Annotated in this window: 26 protein-coding genes; 14 read left to right on the top strand and 12 right to left on the bottom strand. The window is 71.5% G+C overall.

Annotated features, from left to right (window positions below; all coding sequences use genetic code 11):
- Positions 1 to 255: 255 nt before the first annotated feature.
- Both ACYSUO_RS24030 and ACYSUO_RS24025 read right to left on the bottom strand, forming a co-directional pair.
- The gene (locus ACYSUO_RS24030; protein WP_461778305.1) at positions 256 to 762 is read right to left on the bottom strand and encodes a flavin reductase family protein; all 507 of its coding nucleotides are present in this window, start codon (positions 760 to 762) and stop codon (positions 256 to 258) included.
- A gap of 236 nt (positions 763 to 998) precedes the next feature.
- A complete protein-coding gene (locus tag ACYSUO_RS24025) occupies positions 999 to 1,334 on the bottom strand; it encodes a TlpA family protein disulfide reductase (protein WP_461778304.1) in 336 nt (111 codons plus the stop codon).
- Positions 1,335 to 1,504: 170 nt separating this feature from the next.
- Here ACYSUO_RS24025 and ACYSUO_RS24020 point away from each other — a divergent pair, with 170 nt between their 5' ends.
- Positions 1,505 to 2,233 (top strand): lysophospholipid acyltransferase family protein, encoded by a 729-nt coding sequence (locus ACYSUO_RS24020; protein ID WP_422405676.1) that lies wholly within the window; start codon positions 1,505 to 1,507, stop codon positions 2,231 to 2,233.
- Position 2,234: 1 nt separating this feature from the next.
- Here the strand turns inward: ACYSUO_RS24020 and ACYSUO_RS24015 are convergent, their stop codons facing one another.
- The 6 genes from ACYSUO_RS24015 to ACYSUO_RS23990 all read right to left on the bottom strand — a co-directional run bounded on the left by ACYSUO_RS24015 (position 2,235) and on the right by ACYSUO_RS23990 (position 8,500).
- On the bottom strand, positions 2,235 to 2,834 hold the full coding sequence (locus tag ACYSUO_RS24015; RefSeq protein ID WP_461778303.1) for a transglutaminase domain-containing protein: 600 nt from the start codon (positions 2,832 to 2,834) through the stop codon (positions 2,235 to 2,237).
- Positions 2,835 to 2,912: 78 nt separating this feature from the next.
- On the bottom strand, positions 2,913 to 3,983 hold the full coding sequence (locus ACYSUO_RS24010) for a threonine aldolase family protein (protein ID WP_461778302.1): 1,071 nt from the start codon (positions 3,981 to 3,983) through the stop codon (positions 2,913 to 2,915).
- Complete coding sequence (locus tag ACYSUO_RS24005; protein ID WP_461778301.1) at positions 3,980 to 4,741, bottom strand: SDR family NAD(P)-dependent oxidoreductase; 762 nt, start codon at positions 4,739 to 4,741, stop codon at positions 3,980 to 3,982. Before ACYSUO_RS24005 ends, ACYSUO_RS24010 begins: the two co-directional genes overlap by 4 nt.
- 32 nt (positions 4,742 to 4,773) lie before the next feature.
- Positions 4,774 to 6,183, bottom strand: a complete 1,410-nt coding sequence (locus ACYSUO_RS24000) for a DUF6421 family protein (RefSeq protein WP_461778300.1) — start codon at positions 6,181 to 6,183, stop codon at positions 4,774 to 4,776.
- Between the two features lie 81 nt (positions 6,184 to 6,264).
- Entirely contained in the window at positions 6,265 to 7,287 is a 1,023-nt protein-coding gene (locus tag ACYSUO_RS23995) for an alpha/beta hydrolase (RefSeq protein WP_461778299.1), read from the bottom strand.
- Between the two features lie 82 nt (positions 7,288 to 7,369).
- Positions 7,370 to 8,500: an LLM class flavin-dependent oxidoreductase gene (locus ACYSUO_RS23990; protein WP_461778298.1), complete on the bottom strand. Its 1,131-nt coding sequence runs from the start codon at positions 8,498 to 8,500 to the stop codon at positions 7,370 to 7,372.
- A 169-nt stretch (positions 8,501 to 8,669) separates the two neighbouring features.
- Between ACYSUO_RS23990 and ACYSUO_RS23985 the strand changes: the two genes are divergently transcribed.
- From ACYSUO_RS23985 to ACYSUO_RS23970, 4 genes are all read left to right on the top strand, one after another.
- Positions 8,670 to 9,197: a nitrobindin family protein gene (locus ACYSUO_RS23985; protein ID WP_461778297.1), complete on the top strand. Its 528-nt coding sequence runs from the start codon at positions 8,670 to 8,672 to the stop codon at positions 9,195 to 9,197.
- Positions 9,198 to 9,237: 40 nt separating this feature from the next.
- Entirely contained in the window at positions 9,238 to 9,852 is a 615-nt protein-coding gene (locus ACYSUO_RS23980) for a PadR family transcriptional regulator (protein WP_461778296.1), read from the top strand.
- 77 nt (positions 9,853 to 9,929) lie between these two features.
- Positions 9,930 to 10,055, top strand: a complete 126-nt coding sequence (locus ACYSUO_RS23975; RefSeq protein WP_403714593.1) for a hypothetical protein — start codon at positions 9,930 to 9,932, stop codon at positions 10,053 to 10,055.
- Between the two features lie 62 nt (positions 10,056 to 10,117).
- Entirely contained in the window at positions 10,118 to 10,801 is a 684-nt protein-coding gene (locus ACYSUO_RS23970; RefSeq protein WP_461778295.1) for a glycerophosphodiester phosphodiesterase, read from the top strand.
- A gap of 9 nt (positions 10,802 to 10,810) precedes the next feature.
- Here the strand turns inward: ACYSUO_RS23970 and ACYSUO_RS23965 are convergent, their stop codons facing one another.
- Positions 10,811 to 11,344 (bottom strand): GNAT family N-acetyltransferase, encoded by a 534-nt coding sequence (locus ACYSUO_RS23965; RefSeq protein ID WP_461778294.1) that lies wholly within the window; start codon positions 11,342 to 11,344, stop codon positions 10,811 to 10,813.
- An 80-nt stretch (positions 11,345 to 11,424) separates the two neighbouring features.
- On the opposite strand from ACYSUO_RS23965, the gene ACYSUO_RS23960 reads away from it, so the two are divergent.
- From ACYSUO_RS23960 to ACYSUO_RS23950, 3 genes are all read left to right on the top strand, one after another.
- A complete protein-coding gene (locus ACYSUO_RS23960) occupies positions 11,425 to 11,817 on the top strand; it encodes a VOC family protein (RefSeq protein ID WP_461778293.1) in 393 nt (130 codons plus the stop codon).
- Between the two features lie 253 nt (positions 11,818 to 12,070).
- The gene (locus ACYSUO_RS23955) at positions 12,071 to 13,501 is read left to right on the top strand and encodes an NAD(P)/FAD-dependent oxidoreductase (protein ID WP_461778292.1); all 1,431 of its coding nucleotides are present in this window, start codon (positions 12,071 to 12,073) and stop codon (positions 13,499 to 13,501) included.
- Positions 13,502 to 13,727: 226 nt separating this feature from the next.
- On the top strand, positions 13,728 to 15,026 hold the full coding sequence (locus ACYSUO_RS23950) for a hypothetical protein (protein WP_461778291.1): 1,299 nt from the start codon (positions 13,728 to 13,730) through the stop codon (positions 15,024 to 15,026).
- Positions 15,027 to 15,104: 78 nt separating this feature from the next.
- Here ACYSUO_RS23950 and ACYSUO_RS23945 read toward each other — a convergent pair whose 3' ends face one another.
- Positions 15,105 to 16,502 (bottom strand): MFS transporter, encoded by a 1,398-nt coding sequence (locus ACYSUO_RS23945; RefSeq protein WP_461778290.1) that lies wholly within the window; start codon positions 16,500 to 16,502, stop codon positions 15,105 to 15,107.
- A 489-nt stretch (positions 16,503 to 16,991) separates the two neighbouring features.
- On the opposite strand from ACYSUO_RS23945, the gene ACYSUO_RS23940 reads away from it, so the two are divergent.
- The 3 genes from ACYSUO_RS23940 to ACYSUO_RS23930 are packed head-to-tail and all read left to right on the top strand — an operon-like array spanning position 16,992 to position 19,794.
- The gene (locus tag ACYSUO_RS23940; RefSeq protein WP_461778289.1) at positions 16,992 to 18,107 is read left to right on the top strand and encodes a Gfo/Idh/MocA family protein; all 1,116 of its coding nucleotides are present in this window, start codon (positions 16,992 to 16,994) and stop codon (positions 18,105 to 18,107) included.
- A complete protein-coding gene (locus tag ACYSUO_RS23935) occupies positions 18,104 to 19,045 on the top strand; it encodes a DUF6807 domain-containing protein (RefSeq protein ID WP_461778288.1) in 942 nt (313 codons plus the stop codon). The genes ACYSUO_RS23940 and ACYSUO_RS23935 overlap by 4 nt, the downstream gene beginning before the upstream one ends.
- Positions 19,039 to 19,794: a cupin domain-containing protein gene (locus ACYSUO_RS23930; protein ID WP_461778287.1), complete on the top strand. Its 756-nt coding sequence runs from the start codon at positions 19,039 to 19,041 to the stop codon at positions 19,792 to 19,794. The genes ACYSUO_RS23935 and ACYSUO_RS23930 overlap by 7 nt, the downstream gene beginning before the upstream one ends.
- A gap of 62 nt (positions 19,795 to 19,856) precedes the next feature.
- Here the strand turns inward: ACYSUO_RS23930 and ACYSUO_RS23925 are convergent, their stop codons facing one another.
- Positions 19,857 to 20,393, bottom strand: a complete 537-nt coding sequence (locus ACYSUO_RS23925) for a MarR family winged helix-turn-helix transcriptional regulator (RefSeq protein WP_461778286.1) — start codon at positions 20,391 to 20,393, stop codon at positions 19,857 to 19,859.
- Positions 20,394 to 20,449: 56 nt separating this feature from the next.
- Positions 20,450 to 22,126, bottom strand: coding sequence for an FUSC family protein (locus tag ACYSUO_RS23920; RefSeq protein ID WP_461778285.1), 1,677 nt, complete (start codon positions 22,124 to 22,126; stop codon positions 20,450 to 20,452).
- A 209-nt stretch (positions 22,127 to 22,335) separates the two neighbouring features.
- Here ACYSUO_RS23920 and ACYSUO_RS23915 point away from each other — a divergent pair, with 209 nt between their 5' ends.
- The 3 genes from ACYSUO_RS23915 to ACYSUO_RS23905 all read left to right on the top strand — a co-directional run bounded on the left by ACYSUO_RS23915 (position 22,336) and on the right by ACYSUO_RS23905 (position 24,725).
- Complete coding sequence (locus ACYSUO_RS23915; protein ID WP_461778284.1) at positions 22,336 to 22,902, top strand: DUF5134 domain-containing protein; 567 nt, start codon at positions 22,336 to 22,338, stop codon at positions 22,900 to 22,902.
- 96 nt (positions 22,903 to 22,998) lie between these two features.
- Positions 22,999 to 23,934, top strand: coding sequence for a M56 family metallopeptidase (locus tag ACYSUO_RS23910; RefSeq protein ID WP_461778283.1), 936 nt, complete (start codon positions 22,999 to 23,001; stop codon positions 23,932 to 23,934).
- Positions 23,935 to 24,044: 110 nt separating this feature from the next.
- A complete protein-coding gene (locus ACYSUO_RS23905) occupies positions 24,045 to 24,725 on the top strand; it encodes a phosphatase PAP2 family protein (RefSeq protein WP_461778282.1) in 681 nt (226 codons plus the stop codon).
- Positions 24,726 to 24,786 lie beyond the last annotated feature (61 nt).

The following is a 24,786-nucleotide window of genomic DNA, read 5'->3' as shown; positions in this document are numbered from 1 at the left end:
GCTCTCCTACTGCAATCGTCTTTATCTGGGCGGCTGTCTTGCTACCAGCTGTACTGGCCACGCCTTTGCTGTACTGCTGCGGCTGAAAACGCCTTCTCGCAGGCAGCATATGCGCCTTGTGCGGACTCTTCCGGTCGGGGCGGCCCGCGCTCCGAACAAAAGGTTACTCGCCAGTACACCCAGCTTATGCCCACTAAGCAAGCGCTTTGAACTGTGACCTTGCCAACGCTGTGTAACCGCGCCGCACAGGAACTTTCAGTCGCGCAGCCCGTTGAAGCGGCCCTGGTGGTAGAGCAGCGGACGGCCGGCGCCCGCCGGGTCGCCGCAGAGCGCTTCCGCGAGCACGATCTGGTGGTCCCCCGCGGGCACCCGCGCGATGACCTTGCAGACGAGCCAGGCGAGCACGCCGTCGAGGATCGGCACGCCCTGGGGCCCCTCGAACCAGCGGGTGGGCTCGCCGAAGCGGTCGGCGCCGCTCTTCGCGAACGTCGCGGCGAGGTCGGCCTGGTGCTCGCCGAGTATGTGCACGCCGACGTGCTCGGCCTTGGCGACGGTGGGCCAGCTCGACGAGCCGAGGCCGATGCCGAACGAGACGACGGGGGGCGTCGCGGAGACCGAGGTGAGGGAGGTGGCGGTGAAGCCGACGGGGGCCGCACCGGGCGCGGTGACCACCGCGACGCCTGCCGCGTGCTGTCGGAAGACGGAGCGGAACAGGTCGGGGGTGGCTGCCTGGGCGGTGCGCAGGTCGGGCGTGGCCGTCATGGAGTTGTCCTTCTGGCAGGAGGGTTCGAGCAAGGGGCCGTGGCTGCGTCAGACACGCGGACAGCGGGCGCTCGAACAGCGAGCCAGGTCGACATGGACCCGCTCGACGAGAAGGAGTTCCGAAGGCATACGGTCACCCTGACGATACGTGGCGCGTGCAGTCAAGTGCGTTCCGTCATCTGGGAGATGCGTCACGCGGCGCCCACCGCCCCTCACGCGCGGCGACCATCGGCACGTCAGACCGCTTCGCCCAGCGCCGCGATCACGTCCGCCTTGCGCGGCTGCCCCGCCGCCCGGCGCACCTCGCGGCCGCGCGCGTCCAGAACGAGGACGGTCGGCGTCTTGAGGACGCCCACGTCGCGCACGAGGTCGAGGCGGGCCTCGGCGTCGATCTCCACATGGGAGACGCCGGGCACCATCGCGGCGACCTCGTCGAGGACCCGGCGGGTGGCCCGGCAGGGGGCGCAGAACGCGCTGGAGAACTGCACGAGCGTCGCCCGCTCCCCCAGCTCCTCACCCAACTGCTCGGCGTCCCACGTCTGTTCACCGACCGTCACCTGCTCCTCCTCCATTCCGCTGCTTTGTGTGCAGCGATTTCCGGCCGTTCCCGTATTCCCGGCACGTGACAAGGATCTCGTACGGTGCGGGAACCAGGACTGGTCACCCGGCCGTTGATGGGGCACGATCTGCGCAAGCCGGAAAACCTACGGCCGCGTAACTTACTGAAGGGCCAACCCCCTCCATGGCAGAGCTCGTCTACCCTCCGGTCATCGGCGCCGCCCGCACGATGTTCAAGGCGCTCGACCTGAAGATCGACCTCAAGGGCTCGGAAAACATTCCGCGTACCGGTGGAGCAGTCCTGGTCAGCAACCACATCAGCTACCTGGACTTCATCTTCGACGGCCTGGCGGCCCTGCCGCAGAAGCGTCTCGTCCGCTTCATGGCCAAGGAGTCGGTCTTCCGGCACAAGATCTCCGGCCCGCTGATGCGCGGCATGAAGCACATCCCGGTGGACCGCTCCCAGGGTGAGCACGCCTACCAGCACGCGCTGCGGTCGCTGCGCTCGGGCGAAATCATCGGCGTCTTCCCGGAGGCGACGATCTCGGAGTCGTTCACCCTCAAGAGCTTCAAGACGGGCGCCGTACGCCTGGCCCAGGAGGCCGGCGTTCCGCTGATCCCGATGGCGCTGTGGGGCACGCAGCGGCTGTGGACCAAGGGCCGTCCGAAGAACTTCAAGCGGCAGCACATCCCGATCACGGTCCGCGTCGGTGAGGCCATGGAGGCGCCGAGCGACCAGTACGCGGGAGCGATCACGCGCCGTCTGCGCACGCGCATGCAGGAGCTGCTGGAGGCCGCGCAGCGCGCCTACCCGGTGCGCCCCAAGGGGCCCGACGACACGTGGTGGATGCCGGCGCACCTGGGCGGCACCGCCCCGACCCCGGAAGAGGTCAAGGCCGCCGAAGCCGGCTGAGTCACGCCGGGAGCGCGTCCGGAAGGCGCTCCCACAGATGCGGACGGTCCGGCGCGCCGCGCAGCGCGTCGAGCACCGCCGGGTGCGGCGCGTCGTGGAGCGCCGGATAGTCCGCCTCCCCGGCCCCGACGTCCGGTATCCACGCCAACCGCTCCCCGTCCAGGGAGAATTGGGCGTCGACGCCCGGCTTGTTCCCCCGGCAGTCCTGCCGGTGCCACGCACCGCGCAGCCGTACCGCCACGAGGCCGTGCACGCACCAGCCCGTGCCCGCGTCGTGCGTCAGTCGCTGGTAGCAGAGCGCGGTCGGGATGTCCTCGGCCCGCAGCAGCGCCGCCAGCGCGTGCGCCTTCGCGTGGCAGATTCCGGTGCCCTTCTCCAGGACGTCCGACGCACGCCAGGTGACGCGCGGGTCCCCGCTGTCGGCGGAGTGCGGAATGGCGTCCCGTACGTATTCGTAGGCGGCCCGAGCGTATGCATATGAATCGGGGACGTCGCGCGCGAGGCGAGCCGCCGCCTCCCGTACGAGCGGATGATGGTGGTCGATGACGTCGTCGGCCGCCAAGTACGCGGACAGATCGGGGTTCTGCTGGATCAGCTGCATGGCACGCGAGCATAGGAATGCGGCCGACCGTAAGTCAATAGATTTACGGTCGGCCGCATACCTATGCGGGTTCGGTGGCTACCGGGCCATCTCCTCCTTGAGAGCCGCGACGAAGGAGTCGATGTCCTCCTCGCGCGTGTCGAAGGCGCACATCCAGCGCACGTCGCCGGCCGCCTCGTCCCAGAAGTAGAAGCGGTACTTCTTCATCAACCGCTCGGAGACGTCGTGCGGGAGGCGGGCGAACACGCCGTTGGCCTGCACCGGGTAGAGGATCTCGACGCCGTCGACGACGCGGGCGCCCTCGGCGAGGCGCTGGGCCATCTCGTTCGCGTGCCGGGCGTTGCGCAGCCACAGGTCCTTGGCGAACAGCGCCTCCAACTGCACCGAGATGAAGCGCATCTTGGAGGCCAGCTGCATGGACAGCTTGCGCAGGTGCTTCATGTGGCGCACGCGGTCCTGGTTGATGACGACGACGGCCTCGCCGAACAGCGCGCCGTTCTTGGTGCCGCCCAGCGACAGGATGTCGACGCCGACCGCGTTCGTGAACGTCCGCATGGGGACGTCGAGGGACGCTGCCGCGTTGGATATCCGGGAGCCGTCGAGGTGCACCGTCATGCCGCGCTCGTGGGCGTGCTCGCAGATCGCGCGGATCTCGTCGGGCGTGTAGAGCGTGCCCAGTTCGGTGGACTGCGTGATCGAGACGACCTGCGGCATCGCCCGGTGCTCGTCGTCCCAGCCGTACGCCTGCCGGTCGATCAGCTCGGGCGTGAGCTTGCCGTCCGGGGTCGGCACGGTGAGCAGCTTCAGGCCGCCCATCCGCTCGGGGGCGCCGCCCTCGTCCACGTGGATGTGCGCGGACTCGGCGCAGATCACCGCGCCCCAGCGGTCGGTGACCGCCTGGAGCGCGACGACGTTGGCGCCCGTGCCGTTGAACACCGGGAACGCCTCGGCGGTCGGACCGAAGTGGCTGCGGATGATCTGCTGGAGATGGTCCGTGTACTCGTCCCCGCCGTACGCGACCTGGTGTCCGCCGTTGGCGAGGGCGAGCGCCGCCATCACCTCCGGATGGCCTCCCGCGTAGTTGTCGCTGGCGAACCCTTGCGTGGTGGGGTCGTGATGCCGACGGGCATCGGTCTTTGCAGGGTTCACGGCTTCTCGGTCAGCCACAGACGGGTCCCGTTCAGTTCGGCGGCGGGCCGCTCCCAGACGCCGGTGATGGCCTCGGCCAGCTCCGTGACGTCCGTGAAGCCCGCGAACTTCGCGTTGGGGCGTTCGGCGCGCATCGCGTCGTGCACCAGCGCCTTGACCACCAGGATCGCAGCCGCCTGCTGCGGGCCGGCCTCGCCCCCCGCCTTGCGGAAGGAGTCGCCGAGCGCGAGCGTCCACGCCTCGGCGGCGGCCTTGGACGCGGCGTACGCGGCGTTGCCCGCGGTCGGCTTGGAGGCGCCCGCCGCGCTGATGAGCAGGTAGCGGCCGCGGTCGCTGCGGGACAGCCCGTCGTGGAACGCGAGGGACGTGTGCTGCACCGTGCGGATCAGGAGCTTTTCGAGCAGGTCCCAGTCGGCGAGGTCGGTGTCGGCGAAGGTCGCGCCGCCGCGCCAGCCGCCCACCAGGTGCACGAGGCCGTCGACGCGGCCGAAGTCCTTCTCGATGCGCCCCGCCCAGTCACGGGTGGCGTGCAGATCGAGCAGGTCGACGTTGTCGCCGATGACGGTGGCGCCGCCGTGCGCGTAGCGCGCCTCGTCGACGGCCGCCACGAGGCGCTCGGCGTCCGCGTCGGCCCCGATGACGGTGGCGCCCGCCTCCGCGAGCCGCTTGAGGGTGGCCTTGCCGGCCGGTCCGGCCGCTCCGGCCACCGCGATCACCGCACCGTCCAGCGTGTCCCTGGTCCCGTTGGTGTCGGTCATGACAGTCGCCTCCTGCTGCTGTTCGCCGTGGCTCACGCGGCCACCTTCTCGGCACGCTCCGCGGTGATCCCCTTCGTGGAAGCGATCACGGTCTTCAGCTTCTTGGAGAGGGCCTCATAAAACATGCTGAGCGGAAACTCGTCGGGAAGCACCTCGTCCACGAGTTTGCGCGGCGGCAGGGACGTGTCCAGGGCGTCGGGCCCCTTCGCCCAGGTGGAGCCCGGGTGCGGGGACAGATACGTGGACACCAGGTCGTATGCGGCGAACCAGTGCACCAGCTTCGGGCGGTCGATGCCGTCGCGGTACAGCTTCTCGATCTCGCCGCACAGCTGGTTGGTCACCTCGGGGGCGCGCTTCCAGTCGATGTGCAGCTTGTTGTCCGTCCAGCGCACCACGTCGTGCTTGTGCAGGTACGCGAAGAGCAGCTGGCCGCCGAGGCCGTCGTAGTTCTTGACGCGGTCGCCGGTGACCGGGAAGCGGAACATCCGGTCGAAGAGCACGGCGTACTGCACGTCGCGCGCCTGCGGGACGCCGTCGGCCTCCAGCTTCACGGCCTCCTTGAAGGCGGTGAGGTCGCAGCGCAGCTCTTCGAGGCCGTACATCCAGAACGGCTGGCGCTGCTTGATCATGAACGGGTCGAAGGGCAGGTCGCCGTGGCTGTGCGTACGGTCGTGGACCATGTCCCACAGGACGAACGCCTGCTGGCAGCGGTCCTGGTCGCCGACCATCGCCTCGATGTCCGCGGGCAGTTCGACGCCCAGGATGTCGACGGCGGCCTCGGTGACGCGGCGGAAGCGGGCCGCCTCGCGGTCGCAGAAGATGCCGCCCCAGGAGAAGCGCTCGGGCGCCTCGCGCACGGCGATCGTCTCCGGGAAGAGCACCGCCGAGTTCGTGTCGTACCCGGAGGTGAAGTCCTCGAAGGTGATGCCGCAGAACAGCGGGTTGTCGTAACGGGTCGCCTCCAGCTCGGCGAGCCAGTCCGGCCACACCATGCGCAGCACGACGGCTTCCAGATTGCGGTCCGGATTGCCGTTCTGCGTGTACATCGGGAAGACCACCAGGTGCTGGAGCCCGTCCCGGCGCTGCGCGGCGGGCTGGAAGGCGAGCAGCGAGTCCAGGAAGTCCGGGACCTCGAAGCCGCCCTCCGCCCAGCGGCGCAGGTCGCGCACGAGCGCCTCGTGGTACGCGGCGTCGTGCGGCAGCAGCGGGGCGAGCTCCTCGACCGCGGCTATGACACGGCCGACGATCCGCTCGGCGTCGGCCTTCGCCGGGGCGCCCTCGGCCTCGAAGTCGATCGACCCGTCCTTGCTCTGCAAGTGCCGGAACTCCTCCACGGCGTCCTTGAGCAAGGGCCAAGCCGGGTGTTCCACCACCCTGGGTCCGACCACCTGGACCGGAGAATCCGTCCCCTCCGCGCCAGCCTGCACAAGAATTTCCGTCATGTCCCAACCTCCACGGGAGAACCTCGCGTAAGAACACCGTATGCGCGCGAGGTTCTCGACCACAAGAGGGGTCTCGGGAAATTATCCTGCGTTACCCCCTTGATCACCGCTGTTTTTCCTGTGACGGGCGGTAGCCGCAATCACCTCTGCCGCGCCTGCCAAGGCCTGCCGGGAGTCCTCGAGGAGTTCGGGGAACCCGAAGAATCCGTGGAACATCCGCGGGAAATGGCCCTCCGTGACCGCGACGCCCGCGTCCCGCAGCGCCTTCCCGTACGCCCGGCCCTCGTCGCACAGCGGGTCGCAGCCGGCGGTGACGATGTGCGCGGCGGGCAGCCCGGCGAGGCTCTCCGCAAGGAGCGGCGATACGCGGGGGTGGGCGGGGTCCCCGTCCGCACCCAGGTACTGCTCGCGGAACCAGCCGCAGTGGGCGGCGGTGAGGAAGTAGCCCTCGGCGTTGGCGTCAAAAGAGCCGGACTTCTGGCGGGCGTCGGTGGCCGGGTAGACCAGGACCTGGCGCGCGATGTCGGGGCCGTCCTCGTCGCGCGCGATCTGCGCGACGACCGCGGCGAGATTTCCGCCCGCGCTGTCGCCCGCCACGGTCAACGCGCTTGGATCGGCGCCCAGTTCGGCCGCGTGGTCGGCGACCCAGCACACGGCGGCGTACGCGTCCTCGACGGCGGCGGGGAACGGGGCCTCGGGCGCCAGCCGGTAGTCGACCGATACGACGACGGCGCCCGCGTCGCGGCACAGCCGGCGGGCGGTGTGATCGTGGCTGTCGAGGTCGCAGATGACCCAGCCGCCGCCGTGGAAGAAGACGACGACGGGGCGGGGTTCCGGCGCCGCGTCCGGCTCCGGCTCCGCGTCCGGTTCCGGCAGGTACACGCGCACGGGTATCGCGGGCGCACCCGGCGGCCCGGGTATCTCCCGGTCCTCGACGGCTCCCACCACGGGCGTGGGGAACGGCGACTCGGGGGCGGCGGCGAGGATCCTGCGGGCCTCGACGGCATCGGTGACGGCACCCCCGAGGTCGGGGAACGCGGCGGCGATGGCGTCGACGAGGGGCCGGGCCTCGGGGGCGAGGCGGTCGACCGGGTCGGGGGTCATGGGCGACTCCTGGGTCGGTGTGGCGGTGGTGAGGGTGGTTGCGGTGCGGGGTGGCCGACGGATTCCTGCCCAGCGGCGGGCGTCACGCACCGTCCTCGCCGCGGAAGTGCGGGATGACCTTCTCGCCCCACTGCCGCAGCGTCTCCATGCACGCCTCCTGCGGCACCGTGCCCATCTGGATCAGGCACATGATCTCGTCGGCGCCCGCGTCGCGGAGGCGCTCGACGTAGGCGATGGCGTCGTCGGCGGTGCCGTACGCGTGGTCGGCGTTGAAGGTGGCCGTGGCGGTGGGGCGGACGGGGATGTGGTGCTCGTGGAGGCGGGCGACCACCTGCTCGGCGGCCCTGCGCATCTCCGCCGCCTCGTCGGCGCCCTCCACGACAGCCTCGTCGGGGATGCCCGCGCCGCCGTACCAGTGCCCGATGGACTGCGCGAAGAAGCGCTGGCCACGGATGCCGATGCTGCGCGCCGTCCCCCGGTCGTCGAGCACGATCGTCGGGCAGAGCACGGAGAAGTGGTCGTTGACGACCGAGGACACGAGGCGCTCCGGGGTACGGGCCGCGACCGCCGCGTCGTAGGCGCCCCGCATGTCGGCGATCGCCTCCGGGCCCGCGAACCCCATCACGAGGGCACCGACGCCGAGTTCGGCGGCCTGGCGCAGCGTCTCCGTACGGCTGCACGCGAGGAACAGCGGCGGGTGCGGGGTCTGCGCGGGGCGGGGCAGGATCGGGTGCGGATCGATGTCGAGGAGCGGGCCGTGGTGCTCCAACTCGTCCTTCTCCCACGCCTTCCCGATGATCCGCAGCGCCTCCTCGACCTCCTGCGTGGTCCGCTCCTTGTCGACCCCGCACAGCGACGTCTCCTGTGTGGTGCCGCCGCGCCCCGCCCCCAGGTCGAGCCGGCCGCCGGACAACAGGTCGAGCATCGCGGCGCGTTCGGCCACGCGCGCGGGGTGGTTGAAGTTGAACGGCATGCACACCACGCCGTGGCCGACGCGGATGCGGGAGGTGCGCGCCGCGACCCAGGTCAGGAAGATCTCCGGCGCGGACATGTGCGCGTACCACTTGAGGGAGTGGTGCTCGACCGCCCAGATCCGGTCGAAGCCCATCTCCTCGGCGAACACGGCCTGTTCGACGCTGTCGCGCAGCAGTTGGTGCTCGCGCTCGACGGTGGGGTCGGCGAGCTGGGCCTCGAAGATGACGCTGAACTTCACGGTGCCTCCCGAGCTGTCGGCGGTTTCGGTGTCATTGGCGGCATGGGCGCCGTATGACTAATAGCTATATGACGGGCCGTCAGAGAAAGGAAGGGGCACGACGCTCCGCACCGGCGGTCCGGGCACGCTCTACGCTTCCCCGGTAACCCCCTAGCCTCAGGAGCCACCCGTGTTCGACCCCGCGCCCGCACCCTCGTACCCGTACGAGGAGACCCCCGAGCCGCACCCGCTGCTCGCGCCCGTCCTCGGCCTCCTCGGCAGCTGGCACGGCCGGGGGCGGGGCGAATACCCCACCCTGGACGGCGACTTCACGTACGCGCAGGAGGTCACGTTCAGCCACGACGGCAGGCCGTTTCTGCGGTACGAGGCGCGGGCCTGGCTGATCGACGCCGATGACGCCCCCGTGCGGCCCGCCGCCCGGGAGAGCGGCTGGTGGCGGATTCAGCCCGAGGGCCGCGTCGAGGCGCTGATCACGCAGCCCACGGGGATCGCGGAGGTCATGGTCGGCGCCGCCGCCGACGGGACGGTCGAGCTCGCCACGCACACCGTGGGCCTCACGCCGACGGCCAAGCACGTCGAGGCGACGGGACGCCGTTACGCGCTCACCGACGACGACACCCTCACGTTCACCCACAACCTCGCGGCCGTCGGCCAACCGCTCCAGCACCATCTTTCGGCCCAGTTGCGCCGGAAGTAGCTCTTGCGCCCGTGACCTCCGCTGACTTCAATGCGGAGCCATGCCGACCTCGCCGCTGCCGCCGACCGCCTGGGCCGTACTCGGGCTGCTGTCCTTCCCGCCCGGCGAGCGGACCGGGTACGAGCTGAAGAAGTGGGCGGACGCGTCGCTGCGCTTCTTCTACGGCTCCCCCGCCTTCAGCCAGATCTACGCGGAGCTGCGCAGGCTGGAGCGGCTCGGCTACGCCACATCCAGGCGCTCGGGCCCGGAGGAGCCGCGCACCAAGCGCACGTACGCCATCACGCGCGCGGGCAGGGACGCGCTCGCCGCGTGGGCGGCCGACGACCGGGACCCGGCCGCCGTGTCGCTGCGGCACCCGGTGCTGCTGCGCGTATGGCTGGGGCATCTCGCCGCCCCGGGGCGGCTGCGCACGCTCGTCGAGGAGCATGTGGCGCGCACCGAGGGCGAGTTGAAGGAGCTGCGGGACGCACTCGCGCGGGCGGAGGGCGTGGAGGCGTGGGCGCACCCGCAGATCGCGCTGCGCTGGAGCGAGCGGCACCTCGCGGCCGAAGTCGAGCTCGCCCGGGGCATGTTGGCGGACCTGGACGCGCTGCCCGCCGCGCCGCGCGCGGTCCCAGAAGTCAACGCCGAGGGAGACGCGCCCACCACCGGGTGAGCGGACTCGCTCCGAGGGCGACCTGCCCGGTAGGACGGTCGGCACCCCTGTCCGTACCGCCCGGAGGCGCATCCGCCATGAGTACCCGTGCCGTCCTCGTCGCCGCCGTGATCACTGGACTGATCCTCGGTGTGGTGGGCACCAGAACCCACGACTCCGGTCCTTCTCGCAGGCACGGTTCCCTGACGCAGACGGCCCGTTAGTGTACGAGTCTGTCGCGTCCGCGCGGCAGCACAGAGCCGCAGCAGACGGAGGCGAGACGACCTTGAACTTCCTCACCATCGGGCATCGCGGAGCCATGGGTCTCGAACCCGAGAACACCCTGAGGTCCTTCGTCGCCGCCGAGCGCGGGGGACTCGACATCATCGAACTCGACCTGCACCTGAGCAAGGACGGCGCGCTCGTCGTCATGCACGACGCCGACGTCGACCGGACCACGAACGGCCACGGGCCGATCGCCGAGAAGACCCTCGACGAGATCCGCGGCCTCGACGCCGGGCGCGGCGAGCGCGTGCCGGTCTTCGAGGAGGTGCTCGACGCGGTCGGTACCCCGCTCCAGGCCGAGATCAAGGACACGGCGGCGGCGCGGGCGCTGGCCGAGGTGATGCTGCGCCGCGATCTGGTGCACCGGGTCGAGGTGATCTCGTTCCACGACGAGGCGATCACCGAGATCGCCCGGCTCGTGCCGGGCGTGCGCACGGCGCTCGTCGCCAGCCGCTACGGCACCGGTGTCGTCGAGCGGGCCGTCACGGCGGGGGCGACGACGCTGGTGCTGAACATCCGGCGGCTGACGCAGGAGATCGTCGAGCACGCCCGCAAGGCCGACCTGCGGATCATCGGCTGGGTCGTGAACACCCAGGACGATCTGCGGCTCGTGCGGGCGCTCGGCCTCGACGGCGCGACCACGGACTACCCGGAGATCAAGCGCACGGGCCGCTTCACCGCGTGACCTCTGTGCCTACGCGAGCGGCTTGACGAGCAGTTCGAACCTCAGGTCGTCGCGCTGCGGGATGCCGAAGCGCTCGTCGCCGTACGGGAAGGGGCTGAACTGTCCCGTACGGCGGTAGCCGCGGCGCTCGTACCAGGCGATGAGCTCCTCGCGGGCGTCGATCACCGTCATGTGCATCTCGCTGACGCCCCACGTCTCGCGGACCGTGCGCTCGGCCTCCGTGATGATCGTCTTGCCGAGGCCCGCGCCCTGCTGGGCGGGGCTGACGGCGAACATGCCGAAGTAGGCGTGCTCCCCGCGGTGCTCCAGCTGGCAGCAGGCGACGACCGCGCCGTCCCGCTCGACCGTGAGCAGCCGGCTGTCGGGGTCCTCGATGACCTCGAGCACGCCCTGCGGGTCGGTCCGCTGCCCCTGAAGGATGTCCGCCTCCGTGGTCCAGCCGGTCCTGCTGGAGTCCCCCCGGTAGGCCGACTCGATGAGGGCGACGAGTACGTCGACGTCCTCGGGCCCGGCGTCACGGAAGACGAGGTCGACGGTGGTCATGGGGCGGGCCTCCAGGGTGCGGGACGACGGGCGTGCGGGACGCCGTCGAGGTTAACGCGAGGGCACTACGCTGCGTCGGCATGGTTCACGTACTGAGCAGCAGGGTCCTGATCCGGCCGACCGATCCCGAGCGGTCGCGGGCGTTCTACGGGGAGGCGCTGGGCCTCGCGGTGTACCGGGAGTTCGGCACCGGGCCCGAGCGGGGCACCGTGTATTTCCTGGGCGGCGGTTTCCTGGAGGTGGCGGGCCGCTCCGCGGAGCCTCCGGTGCCGAGCCTCAAGCTGTGGATGCAGGTGGCCGATGTGCACGCGGCGCACGAGGAGCTGGCCGGGCAGGGCGTCACGGTGGTCCGGGAGCCGGTCAAAGAGCCGTGGGGCCTCGTCGAAATGTGGATCACGGACCCGGACGGCCACGAGATCGTCCTCGTAGAGGTGCCGCAGGAGCATCCGATCCGGTACCGGCCGGGGATCTGAGCCGCCCCTTGGATGCCCTCCTCGGATGCCCTCCTCGCCCGAACGGCCTAGGCCGTGGAGCCCCGCCCAGGGGGTCGTTCGGGTGCGGTGGGGCGCGGCTCGGGTGTCTCGTACAGTCCCTCCGATCGCATGCGGTGGCCCGGCCGGGGAAGCAGGATGGCGTGAGTTCGTGATTCGGGAGTGCCGAATCCGGATACGCAGGGATCGACGACGCCCACCGGTCCTACGCAGCCCACCCCAGGAGAGATCCGACATGACCACTCCGCGGAACACCAGCGCTTCCCGTACGTCGTCCGTCCCCCGGATCCTGATCATCGGCGCGGGATTCGCCGGGATGGAGTGCGCGCACAAGCTGGAGAAGGAGCTCAAGCCCGGCGAGGCGGTGCTGCGGCTCATCAGCCCCACCGCGCATCAGCTGTACCTGCCACTGCTTCCGCACGTGGCCTCCGGCGTGCTCACCCCGCAGTCCGTGGCGGTGCCGCTGCGCAGGATGCTGCGGCGCACCCAGATCGTGCCGGGCGGCGCGATCGGCGTGGACCCGCAGGCGAAGGCCGTCGTCGTACGGAAGATAAACGGCGAGGTCAGCGTCGAGCACTACGACTACCTGGTGCTCACGCCGGGCAGCGTGACGCGCCAGTTCGACATCCCGGGCCTGGACAAGTACGCGGTCGGCGTGAAGACGCTCGCCGAGGCGGCCTGGATCCGCGACCACGTGATCACGCAGCTGGACCTGGCGGCGGCCAGCTCCGACCCCGCCGAGCGCGAGGCGCGGCTCCAGTTCGTGGTGGTCGGCGGCGGCTACGCGGGCACGGAGACGGCCGCGTATCTGCAACGGCTCACGACCGCCGCGGTCAAGCGCTATCCGGGGCTCGACCCGAAGCTCATCAAGTGGCACCTGGTCGATGTGGCGCCCAAGCTCATGCCGGAGCTGGGTGAGCGGCTCGGCGACAAGGCGATGGACATCCTGGAGCGGCGCGGGCTGAACGTCTCGCTCGGGGTGTCGGTGGCCAGCGTCACCGAGGACACGGTGACGCTCACCGACGGGCGCGAGCTGCCCTGCCACACGCTGATCTGGACGGCCGGCGTCGCGCCCAGCCCGCTCGTGGCGACCCTCGGTTCGGAGACCAACCGCGGCCGGCTCGTGGTGACGCCCGAGCTGACCGTGCCAGGGCTCGACGGGGTGTTCGCCCTCGGCGACGCGGCCGCCGTCCCGGACCTCGTCAAGGGCGGCGACGCGATGTGCCCGCCGACCGCGCAGCACGCGATGCGGCAGGGCTGGGCGGCGGCCCGCAACATCCTCGCCTCGGTGCGCGGCAACCCGCTGACGCCCTACCGTCACAAGGACCTCGGCCTCGTCGTCGACCTGGGCGGCATCCAGGCCGTGTCGAAGCCGCTGGGCATCCAACTGACCGGGCTCCCCGCCCAGGTCGTGGCGCGCGGCTACCACATCGGCGCGCTGCGCACCCTGACGGCACGGTTCCGTACGGCGGCCAACTGGGCCCTCAACGCGGTCGCCGGCGACGACTTCGTCCGCACCGGCTTCCAGCGCCACCGCCCCGCGACACTCAGGGACTTCGAGATGACCGACGCGTACCTCTCCCCCGAGGAACTGCAAGAGGTGATCGCGGCACGGGTGGACGGCCGCTCGATGTCCCCCGAAAAGCCGGAACTCCCGATCACCTGACGTCAACGGGGTGCACGTCCCCGCTTCTGTTGGCCCCCTGGGCAGCCCCGGTCTCGGGGCTGCCCACGTTTTGGACCGGCCGTCAACGTTGGGGAGTTGGCTGCCCAGCGACGTGCGATCTCGAGCCCCAAGATCACGTTACACTCCCCCGCTCGCCCAGCTCGGGTGATCGTGAATTGTCATGGGGCCGCGATGCCGGCGCCGTGCGAAGGGGAGGTGTGACGTCGTGGGTGCCATCGTGTTCGGCCTGGCCATCTGGGTGCTCATCATGGTTGTGACGTCACTGTGGCAACGGTGGCGGCGCAACCGAGAGTTGAGCAAGTACGCCGAGCTGACCTCGCGACTGGGGTGGCAGCACGTCAAGGAGCCCTCGAACGGCGAAGCCGACCGGTTCCTGGGGGACGCGCCGTTTCCGGTCGGGTCCAGGAAGGGGGTGGTCTTCCAGGACTACTGCTACGGCCCCTACCGCGGGCGCGACGCGGCGGCGGTCGAGGGGCGTGTCATCTCCACCTCCATGGCCCACGGCGACATGGGCGACGGCTCCAGCGACGACAGCAGCAGCTCGACGTACGCCGTGTGGTCGGCCCAACTCCCGCACTCTGTCGGCGCGTTCATGGTGCAGCACACCGGGGCGCTGCGGCGGAAGTTCGGGGCCGGTGACGATGCGCTCATCGGGCACCCGGAGTTCGACGAGCGGTTCACCGTGCGGACGCTACAGCCGTCCGTCGCCGCCGCCGCGTTGAACGGGCCGCTCGCCGAGTTCCTGCTGGGCGACCCGCGGGCCGCGAAGTATCCGCTGCGGTTCACCGACACGGACGTGATCAGCTGGGACAAGGACGAGCAGTCGCCGAAGGAGATCGAGCCGGCGCTTGAGTTCCTGAGCGATGTCGCCGATCTGGTGGCCGCTCAGCAGCCCGTCGGTGGCGGGCAGTTGGGGCAGCGGGTCGGTGTCGGTGCCGCGGGGCCCGCGTGGGGGCCGGCGGGTGCCGGTGGCGCCCAGGTCACGGGTGGCGGCTCCGCGGTCGCGGGCGGCGACGCGGCCGCCACCGAGGAGCTGATCGCTCTGGTGCAGCAGCAGATCGCGTACTCCGGTGCGCCGTACCGGATCGAGCCCACGCAGTCGTGGTTCAACATCGTGCCGGAGCTGGCAGACCCTCGCTGGCAGGGGTGCGACGAGGTGCGGGTGTGGCGGGTGACGCCGGACGCGGACAAGCGCAGGATCACGGTCTCCTACGACTGTCACCCGCTCGACCCCGACGGGGGCATGGGCCCCAGGTCCCGGAGCGGACAGGCTGACTGGAAGGCTTTCGAGCGCGCGACGAACGCCGGGGCCACGGCGCTGGACCCGAGCCCGCACAACAAGGACTTCGGCGTCGCCGTCGTCGCGCAGGTCGGCACCAAGGCGGGGTGGCGGGGGCCACGCAACGACGCCTGGCTCGGATACATCCTGATCGGCGTCATCGCCGTGGCCGTGCTCGGCGCGCTCGCGGCAGGTCTCGCCGTGCTGCTGGGCGTGGCGCACTGACGGACCGAAGCTCGACGAAACGCTCGGCCGGGGTTTCCCGGCCGAGCGTTTCGCGCAGGCGGCGGTCGAACCGCCGCCTCACTTCCCCGCGGCGCGCAGCTCCTCGTACTCCTCCCGGGACAGCGGCTTCGCGTCCGGGCTGCCGAGCCGGTCCAGCGGGATCCGGTACGTCTCCGGGGACTTCCACGTCGCGATCGAGGCGATGACCGTGATGACGAGGCAGAGCGTGCCGATGGTGAGCGGCACGTTCGAGGAGCCGGGCGGCGCCACCAGCGTGAAGATCGTCGGCAGGAAGGCGACGATCGCCAGGCCGATGTTCTGCGCCAGCGCGAACCCGGTGACGCGGCGGGCCGCCGGGAACAGCTCCTGGAAGAAGCAGGCGAACGTGGCGTTCCAGGACTGGTAGGCGACGCCCCAGGAGAGCACCGCGAGCGCGAAGGTCAGCGGCACGTTGTTGGCGCTGACCGCCCACAGGTACGGGTAGCAGAGCAGGCCCGCCACCAGACCGCCCCCGATCATGATGGGGCGGCGGCCGAACCGGTCGGAGAGGTGGCCGAAGACCGGGACGACGAACATGCCCGCCACGTTCGCGGCGATCTGGATCCAGAGGTAGACGCTCGTGCTCATGCCGACGCCGTAGCCGGACTGCGTCGCGTAGGCGCCGCCGAACACCGAGACCGTGACGCCGATGACGTTGACGAGCGTCATGCACACCGCGCGGAGGATCTCCCGCCAGTTCTCCCGGAACGCCTCGACGAGCGGCACCTTGTGTGCCTCGGGCCCCGTCTCCTGCTGCTCCTCGAAGGTCCGGGTCTCCTCGACGCGTCGCCGGATCAGGAAGCCGGCGATGACGACCACGGCGCTGAGCACGAACGGGATGCGCCAGCCCCAGGACTTGAAGGCCTCGTCGGACAGCAGCATCGACATGGGCAGGAAGATCGCGGCACCGAGGATCTGCCCGGCGACGGTCCCGTGCAGGGCGAAGCTCGCGAGGAAGCCGCGCCTGCCGTGCGGAGCGTGCTCGATGATCATCGCGCTCGCCCCGCTCAACTCCCCCGCCACGGCGAAGCCCTGCACGAGGCGGACGAGGGTGAGGAGGATCGGGGCGATGATGCCGACCTGGCTGTACGTGGGCAGCAGCGCCACCACGAACGTGGAGACGCCCATCAGGAGCATGGCCAGGACCAGGACGTTCTTGCGGCCCTTCTTGTCTCCCCAGTGGCCGAGCACCGCCGCGCCGATGGGGCGCGCGACGTAGCCCACGGCGTAGGTGCCCAGGGACGCGAGTACGGCGATCGTCGCGTTGCCCTCCGGGAAGAAGATCCCCGGGAAGACGAGCGCCGCCGCCTGGGCGTAGATGAACCAGTCGTAGTACTCGAGGGCACTGCCGATCCAGCCGCTCGCCGCGGCCTTCCTCGACATCGCCCGCCCGGTGGCGGGCGCGTCCGCGGTACGCGACTCCTTTGACGCGGTCACGCTCATGGCTCTCCTAGGTGTGATCCGGCCACCGCACTCAGTAGAAAGCGCTTGCACGGCGTACCACCGCAGCCGTGTTTGAAACGCTCCATTAATGGCGGCTCGCCCGCGGTGACGTCGCCACTGGACGCGAGGCACGTGGTGTCCGCACTCGACAGCGGCAGGCGGTAGACCCGCAGGCGAGTCCATACGAACCCGACGTGGTCACCTGTGTCAATGGCCTCCCGAGGCTTTCCCACCGCGAGGCGGAAAGCGACTGATACGTTTCAACACCTCGGGCCATGGATGGAATTGCCACCGTCGGTACCCCTGGGCGCCCCCGGCAACGCGGGACCGGGGGCTGCGGTCGCGGGGCTCCGCCCCGGACCCCGCGCCTCAATCGCCGGCGGGGCTTCAATACCGGCCCCCTTGTCCGGACCCACGCCCCCCGCTTAGGGTCGTCCGCAACGGAAAGCGCTTTCCCCCGATAGCTCTCCGCGAGGAACCCGCATGCCAAGCCCCTCCCGCCAGGGATCCCGTCTGCGTGCCGCCGTCGTCGGCACGGGCGCGATCGTCACCGGTAGCCACCTGCCCGCCCTCACCTCCCTGCGCGACCGCGTCGAACTCGTCGCCGCCGTCGACGTGGACCAGGACCGACTCGACGGATTCCGCGCCCAGGCCGCCGAGGCCGGTTTCGCGGACGTCTCCGTGCACACCGACCTGACCGCGATGCTCGAAGAGGCGAGGCCCGATCTCGTCCTCATCGGCACCCCGCCGGTGTTCCACCGCGAACAGACCGTCGCGGCGCTGAAGTCCGGCGCCTGGGTGCTGTGCGAGAAGCCGCTCACCCTCTCCCTCGCCGAGTACGACGAGATCGCCGCCGCCGAGGAGGCCAGCGGCGCCTACGCGTCCGTCGTCTTCCAGCACCGCTACGGCTCGGGCGCCGTGCACGCCCGCTCGCTGCTCACCGAGGGCACGCTCGGCCGCCCGCTCGTCGCCCACTGCCAGACGACCTGGTACCGCAACACCGCGTACTACGAGGTCCCGTGGCGCGGTAAGTGGGTCAGCGAGGGCGGCGGCCCCGTGATGGGCCACGGCATCCACCAGTACGACCTGATGCTGCACCTGCTCGGCGAGTGGACCGAGATCCGGGCGATGGCGGCCCGCCTGGTGCACGACACGGAGAGCGAGGACGTGTCGACCGCGCTCGTCCGCTTCAAGGACGGCGCCCTCGCTACGGTCGTCAACTCCGTGCTCTCGCCCGACGAGACGAGCCGCATCCGCATCGACTGCGAGAAGGCCACCGTCGAGCTGACCCACCTGTACGGGCACGGCAACGACGACTGGCGCTACACCCCGGCCCCCGGCGCCGAGCAGCCGCCCGCGCCCACCGCCGACGTACCCAGCTCGCACACCGCGCAGCTGACCGCGCTGCTCGACGCGTACGACGCCGGCACCCGCCCGCCCGGCAGCGGCCAAAGCGCCCGCAGCACACTGGAGTTCGCCGCCGCGCTGTACAAGTCGGCGTTCACCGGTGCCACGGTCGCGGCCGGTGAGATCGGCCCCGGCGACCCGTTCTACGCCGCGATGCACGGAGACCACCCGGATTGGAGCCCGAAGCAGTGAGCAGCGCCGAGAATTCGCTCGAGGTCGTCCACACCCACGGCGACCGCGTCGTGGTGCGCTCCGCCGCGACCGGTACGGACCTCTTCTCCTACGTCTACAAGCCGGATCCGGACGCCTTCGAGGCCCGCAAGCCGTACGTGCATCCGCTGCGCACCCTGTCCGGCAACCTGGTGTCGGGCTACCGGCCCAACGACCACCGGTGGCACAAGGGCCTGCAGATGACGGCGAGCCACCTATCGGGGCAGAACTTCTGGGGCGGCAACTGCTACGTCCACGGCGAGGGTTACCTCCCGCTGCACGACCGCATCGGGTCGATGCGGCACGACGGCTTCGACGCCGTCGAGGCCGGTGCCGACGAGCTGAACCTCACCGAGCGCCTGACCTGGATCGAGAACGGCGGCGACGAGTGGGCCCGTGAGAAGCGCGGGGTGCGGGTGCACTCCGTGGATCCGGAGTCCGGTTCGTACTCGGTCGACTGGTCGATCGAGCTGACGAACACCCGCGCCGACGGCGAGGCCCTGCGTTTCGGCTCGCCGACCACGGCGGGGCGCGAGATGGCCGGATACACGGGTCTGCAGTGGCGCGGGCCGCGCGACTTCACGGGCGGCAAGGTCTTCGGGCCCCAAGGGGACGCCTCCGACAGTGAGTTGATGGGGACTCAGGGGCCGTGGCTGGCGTTCACGGGCGAGCACGACGACGTCGACGCGCACTCGACGCTGGTGTTCGAGCACGCTCCGGAGAACGGGGACGCGATCCACGCCTCGCACTGGTTCGTGCGCTCGCAGCCGATTCCGACGGTCGCGTTCTCCTGGGCGTTCTTCGAGGAGTTCGCGCTGCCGGCGGGTGAGACGTTCCGCTACCGGTATCGGATCGTGGTCGCCGACGGCGCGTGGGACAAGGAGCGGGTCGCCGCCCGTCTGAAGGAGCTCCCGTGGTGAGCCCGGACGCCTCGGGCCTCGACCGGCCGCTGCCCGGCGGGATCGGCCTCTCCCACATCTCCGCGTACGACTGGCAGGCGGCGGACGGCGTCTGCGGCGGCAGCCCGCATCTGCACCTGGTGTGCACGGAGGCGTACGTCGTGACGGGCGGGCGCGGCGCGGTGCAGACGCTGAGCCCGGACGGCTACCGGGACACGCCCCTGGAGGCCGGTTCGCTCGCGTGGTTCGAGCCGGGCACGGTGCACCGCATGGTGCAGGGCGAGGATCTGCGGATCACGGTCCTGATGCAGAACAGCGGGCTGCCGGAGGCGGGCGACGCGGTGTTCACGTTCCCGCCTGAGTACCTGGCGGACCCGGAGAAGTACGCGGCCGCGGCGGCGCTTCCCGCCCCGGCGGGTCCCGAGGCGGAGGCGGCCGCGCGCCGTCGCCGGGACCTCGCGGTCGAGGGCTACCTGCCGCTGCGCGAGGCCCTCGCGGCGGGCGACGCGGAGCCGCTGCGCGCGTTCCAGCGGGCGGCCGCGGCCCTGGTCCGCCCGCGCGTGGCCGCGTGGCGCGAGCTGTGGCGCACCGGCGCCCTGGCCGCGGCCGAGCGCACGGGCGCCCAGCTCGACGCCCTGGAGAAGGGCGACGCGGACGCCTATCTGTCCGCGTCGACCACGCACACGTCCACGCCGACGCGCCACGGCGGCTTGGGCATGTGCGGCCGGCGCGAGGAGTACGGCATCGAGGGGGCGACGGTGCCGCGCTGAGTGCGCCGCACGCATGCGAAGGGCCGCCGGTGGGACACACCTCCCCGGCGGCCCTGGTCGCTCTAGTGGGGACCGCTCCCCAGTCGCCCCTCCAGCTGAAGCAGCAACTCCCCCAGCAGAGCGCTGAGTTGCGCGTCCTTGCCCTCACCAAGACCCGAAAGGACCGCCCCCTCGTACGCGAGTTGACTCGGCAGGATCTCGTCGACGAGGGTCCGGCCCTCCTCCGTCAGGCTGAGGTGGGAGACGCGGCGGTCGCGGGTGTCGCCGCGGCGGGAGACGAAGCCGCGTTCCTGGAGCTGCTTGAGGCGCTTGGTGACGGCGGCGCCGGAGGCGAAGGTCTCGCGGGCGAGGTCGCCGGGGGTCAGTTCGCGGCCGGTCCTGCGCAGCGTACCCAGCAGGTCGAACTCGGCCCTGGTCAGGCCCGCGTGCCGCAGCGGTGCGTCCTCGGCCTGCTGGAGCAGCGCGGCGCACCGGTTGATGCGCCCGATGATCTCCATGGGGCCTGTGTCGATGTCGGGGTGCACGGTCTGCCACTGCCGTACGACGGACGACACGATGTCGAGCGGCCCCGTTGCCGCCGCGCCTTGCTGCGTGCTCATTCCTGCCTGACCGGACCTTCCTCATGGGCCGAACGCTGTGCGTCCGCCACTATCCGCTACTGCTGGGCGCCCACACCACTCGGGGAGGCGGCGACGCCCGCCTCTGCGGCCTGCCGGCGCACCGTGGCCGCGAGAGCCCGGTGCCCGGACTGTTCGGCGGCGAGCACCCGCTCCTCGGGCAGGGCGCGCTGCCACCATTCGCCGGCCGCGGTGTCGGCTGCGGCGCGTAGTTCGACGAGTGCGGCGGTGAGGCCGCGGCGGGCCGTCTCCAGCGCGGCGTGACCGGGGGCGGGCAGCGCGAGGGTGCGCTCGGCGGTCTCGCGGGCGGTGTCGCTCGCGGCGAGCGCCTGCTCGATGCCGTCCGTGGCGCGCCGGTTGGTGACGACGATGGCCGCGACGACGCCGAGCACGGCACCGACGAGGGTGTCGATGACGCGGTCACCGATCAGCTCGCCGGGCTCCTGGTAGCGGGCGAACTCGGTGACCAGCAGCGCCATCGGCGTGACGCAGAGGCTGCCCAGCCAGTAGTTGCGGGTGATGAGCGCCTCCGCCCCGAAGGCGCAGGCGAGGCAGCACAGCACGAGGGCGAGCCGGCTGGCGTGGGCGAGCGGGACGACGGCGGCGAAGACGAGGACACCGGCGATGTTGCCGACGACGCGCTGGATGCCGCGGTTCCAGGACAGCGTGAGGTTGGCCTGGTAGATCGATGCGGCGGTGACGAGGGCCCAGTAGGGGCGGCCGACGCCGAGGGCCAGCGAACCGTATCCGGCGAGGGCGCAGCCGACGAACGTACGCAGAACGATGGGCAGCAGCGGGGAGCCGGGGCCGATCCGCCGCCACAGCGAGGGCTTGCCGCCCGCGAGCTCGGCCTCGATGCCGAGGAGTTCGTCGTCCATCCCGGCGATGCGCGCGGGCCGCGGCACCGAGCCCGCGCCGCGCAGACCGCCCGCCCAGGCGCGCAGCAGGTCGGCGTCGGTGTCGCCGGGTGCCGCGATGGCGACCTCGGCGCGCAGCACGAGCCGCTCAAGGGCGCGCCGCACCTCCGTGCGGGCCCCGGTGGCGAGCAGCGACTGCCACGCGGCGTGCACGGCGGCGGCCGCCGCACCCCGGGCGGGCGCGTGCTGGGGGCGCTCGACGTACGCGGCGGCGGCGTTCAGCGCGCGGGCGGTGGCGCGGCGCTCGGGCCCGTGGGGCCGGACGAGGGCGGGGGCCATGCCCACGATCCAGGACACGGCACCGGCGGCGAGCGTCAGCGCGAGGTGGCCCGGCACCTGCCCGAGCTGCTGCGGCGCGAACAGCGTCGCGGAGCTGATGAACGTGAAGATCAGGTGTCCCGGCGGGCCGATCCGGGTGGCGTCGCACAGGCCCTTCTGCGCGGCGGCGAGCAGCGCGCCGATGGCGACGAGGACGGCCGCGGACGAGATGAGCGAGGCGGAGACCATCGCCACCGCGACGCTCGCGAGCATCCCGACGACCACCCACGCGAGGGCACGCGCGCGTGCCGCATACGGGAGGTTGTGCCCGTACAGGGCGCACAGGCTGCCCGCCATCGTGTACATCGCCAGATCGAGCCGGCCCAGGGCGAGCAGCGCCATGTTCGGTATCGCGGTGGCGACGACCACGCTGGTCGCGGGCTTGAGCCAGACGTCGGACGGCTTGTTGAGACGCAGCACTCCGGCGAGCGGGAGGCGATGGACGGCGGGGGCGCGAGGTGACGGTGGTGTGCTGCTCATAAGGAAACTTTAGCAGGTGTTTTACCTGTAAATGATTCCACGTGATCGGTCGTACAGGAGAGCCCGCAGGGGCACGCACCCCACCCGCGCGACCACCCGTGCTCCCCTGCGCCGCCATACGCCCCCGCCCGCCCGGGCATCTCCTGGACGGGACACCGACGACGAGACGTGACGACGAGACGGATCAGACGGACAAGATGGGGGACCCCGTGCACGGACCGCTCTCGGCCGCCTGGCTGCTGGTCGCGCTGTGCGCGGCGACCGGCGCGTACTGCCTGCTGCGCCTGCGCAGCGACGTCGAGGAGCAGCGCCGCACGGCCGGCGGCGAGGCCCTGATGGGATTCGGGATGGCATTGATGGCCGTCCCGGCCGCGGTACTCACGCCGCCGCACTGGGCGTGGCTGCTGTACGCGACCGTGTTCGGGGCCGCCGCGCTCCGCGCCCTGTGGGCCTCCCGGACGGGCACCCATCATCTGCACCACCTGGTGGGCACCTTCGCCATGGCCTACATGGCGGTCGCGATGGCCGTCCGCCCGGAGACGCACGCGCACCACGGCGGCGCGGGCGCCCCGGCGCTCACGGGCGCCCTCCTCCTCTACTTCACGGTCTACGTCCTGTGGTCGGGCGCCCGCCTCGTTCCCGCCACGACGACCGCGACGGCCGGGACGGCCGGGACGGGACCGGTGGCCGCCGGCTGGGGCGACCGCCCGGAACTGGCGCGGGCATGCCGACTCTCGATGGGGATCGGGATGCTCGCGATGCTGCTGACGATGTAGCGCGCCAATCCGCGCCGATCAACGAAACCGTGGCGTGCGTCACTTGACGCCCCAGGCCATACCCGTGGGTAGCGCTCGCCTCATAGGGTGACGCCCATGACGGTCCCCGTAGCACTGTTGCTGCTCGGCGCCCTTGCCGCCCTGATCGCGCCGAGGCTGCTCGCGCGCGCGAACTGGACGGAGCGGGAGCCGATCGTCGCGCTGTGGGCGTGGCAGTGCGTGGTGGCGGGCGTACTGCTGTGCTGTGCCCTGTCCATGACGTTGAGCGCGGCGGCCGCCTGGAGCGCCGTGCGCGGCCATGTGTTCGCGGCTGCGCCGCACGGGGTCGTGGATGCCTACGCGCTGCGTGCGGCGGGACCGTGGGCGGCGACCGTCGCCGTGACGCTCGCCCTCGGCGGGGCGTGGACGGCGGCGATGCTGGTGCGCGAGGTGCGCGGCGCGCGGGCGAGGCGGCGCGCGAGGCGGGTCGAACTCCTGGAGCGCGCACCGCTGTTGCCGGGCGAGGAGCCGGGCCCCGACCGCCTCGTCATCCTGGAGGGCAAGCGCCCCGACGCGTGGTGGATGTCGGGCACGACGCCCCAACTGATCATCACCACCGCGGCGTTGCAGCGCCTGAAGGGGCGCCAACTGGACGCGGTGCTCGCGCACGAGATGGGTCACGCGCGGTGGCGGCACGACTGGCTGCTGCACTGCTCGGGCGCGCTGGCCTCCGGTTTTCCGCAGGTTCCGGTGTTCGCCTCGTTCCGGGACGAGATGCACCGGCTCGTGGAGCTGGCGGCGGACGACGTCGCCTCGCGCCGCTTCGGGCGCATGAGCATCGCGCTCGCGCTGGTGGAACTCAACGAGGACCGTGGCGTCTTCGGCCCCTGCCCGACGCCGCACGCACAGGTCCCGCAGCGTGTGCACCGGCTGCTCGCGCCGCCCTCGCGCCTGACGCCCGCGCACCGGCTGCGCCTCACGGCGGCCGCCGCCCTGATCCCGCTGGTCCCTCTCCTGGTCACGTTCGTCCCCGCGCTGCGGGCGCTGGGATAGCGGGACAGCGGGATTGCGGGATTGCGGGACAGCGGGGTTGCGGGACAGCACCACGCCGATCCGTCCACCGGGATGGCCCGCGCGGCGCCCGATGGGCGAGGATCTTTCCCATGCACCCGGTACGGCTCGACTCTCCGCCCCGACGCCCCCGACCCGTCCTCGCGCTCGCCACCGCACTGGCCCTGTCCTGTGTGCTCCTGATCGTTCTGGTGGCGACCCGGTGGAGCCCGCTGATGGGCCTCGACCGCGACATCGCCCGCTCGCTGCACGGCCGGGCCCTCGCCGAGCCCGGCGTCACGCAGGTCAACCGCGTGTTGACCGACTGGGTGTGGGACCCCTGGACCATGCGGCTCCTGTGCGCGGTGATCGTGCTAGGCCTCGTCTGGCGGCTGCGGGACTGGCTGCTCGCGGGCTGGGTGGCGGCCACCTGCCTGGTCGGCACGCTGCTCCAACAGGGCCTGAAGGCGTCCGTCGACCGACCACGCCCGGTGTGGCGCGACCCGGTGGACTCGGCGCACTACGCGGCATTCCCCTCGGGACACGCGATGACGGCGACCGTGGTCTGCGCGCTCGTCCTGTGGCTGCTGCGGCGGTACGGGGCCGGGCACACGCTGTGGCGCACTGTGCTCGCGCTCGCCGTGGTGTCGGTGCTCGGCGTCGGACTGACCCGCCTGTGGCTGGGGGTGCACTGGCCGTCGGACGTGCTGGCCGGCTGGCTGCTCGGGGCGCTGACGGTGACGCTGTCCACGGCGGCGTACGGCAAGTGGGCGGCGCCCAACGCCCGCGCCTGACCCGTGTGTTCCTTGACGCGTGAGTTCCTTGACCCGCGCGTTCGGCGCGCCGGAGGATCGA

It is taken from the genome of Streptomyces sp. UC4497 (genome assembly GCF_054871485.1).
The sequence above is the reverse complement of the archived record's forward strand: the minus strand, read 5'-3'. Positions and strand labels throughout refer to the sequence as shown.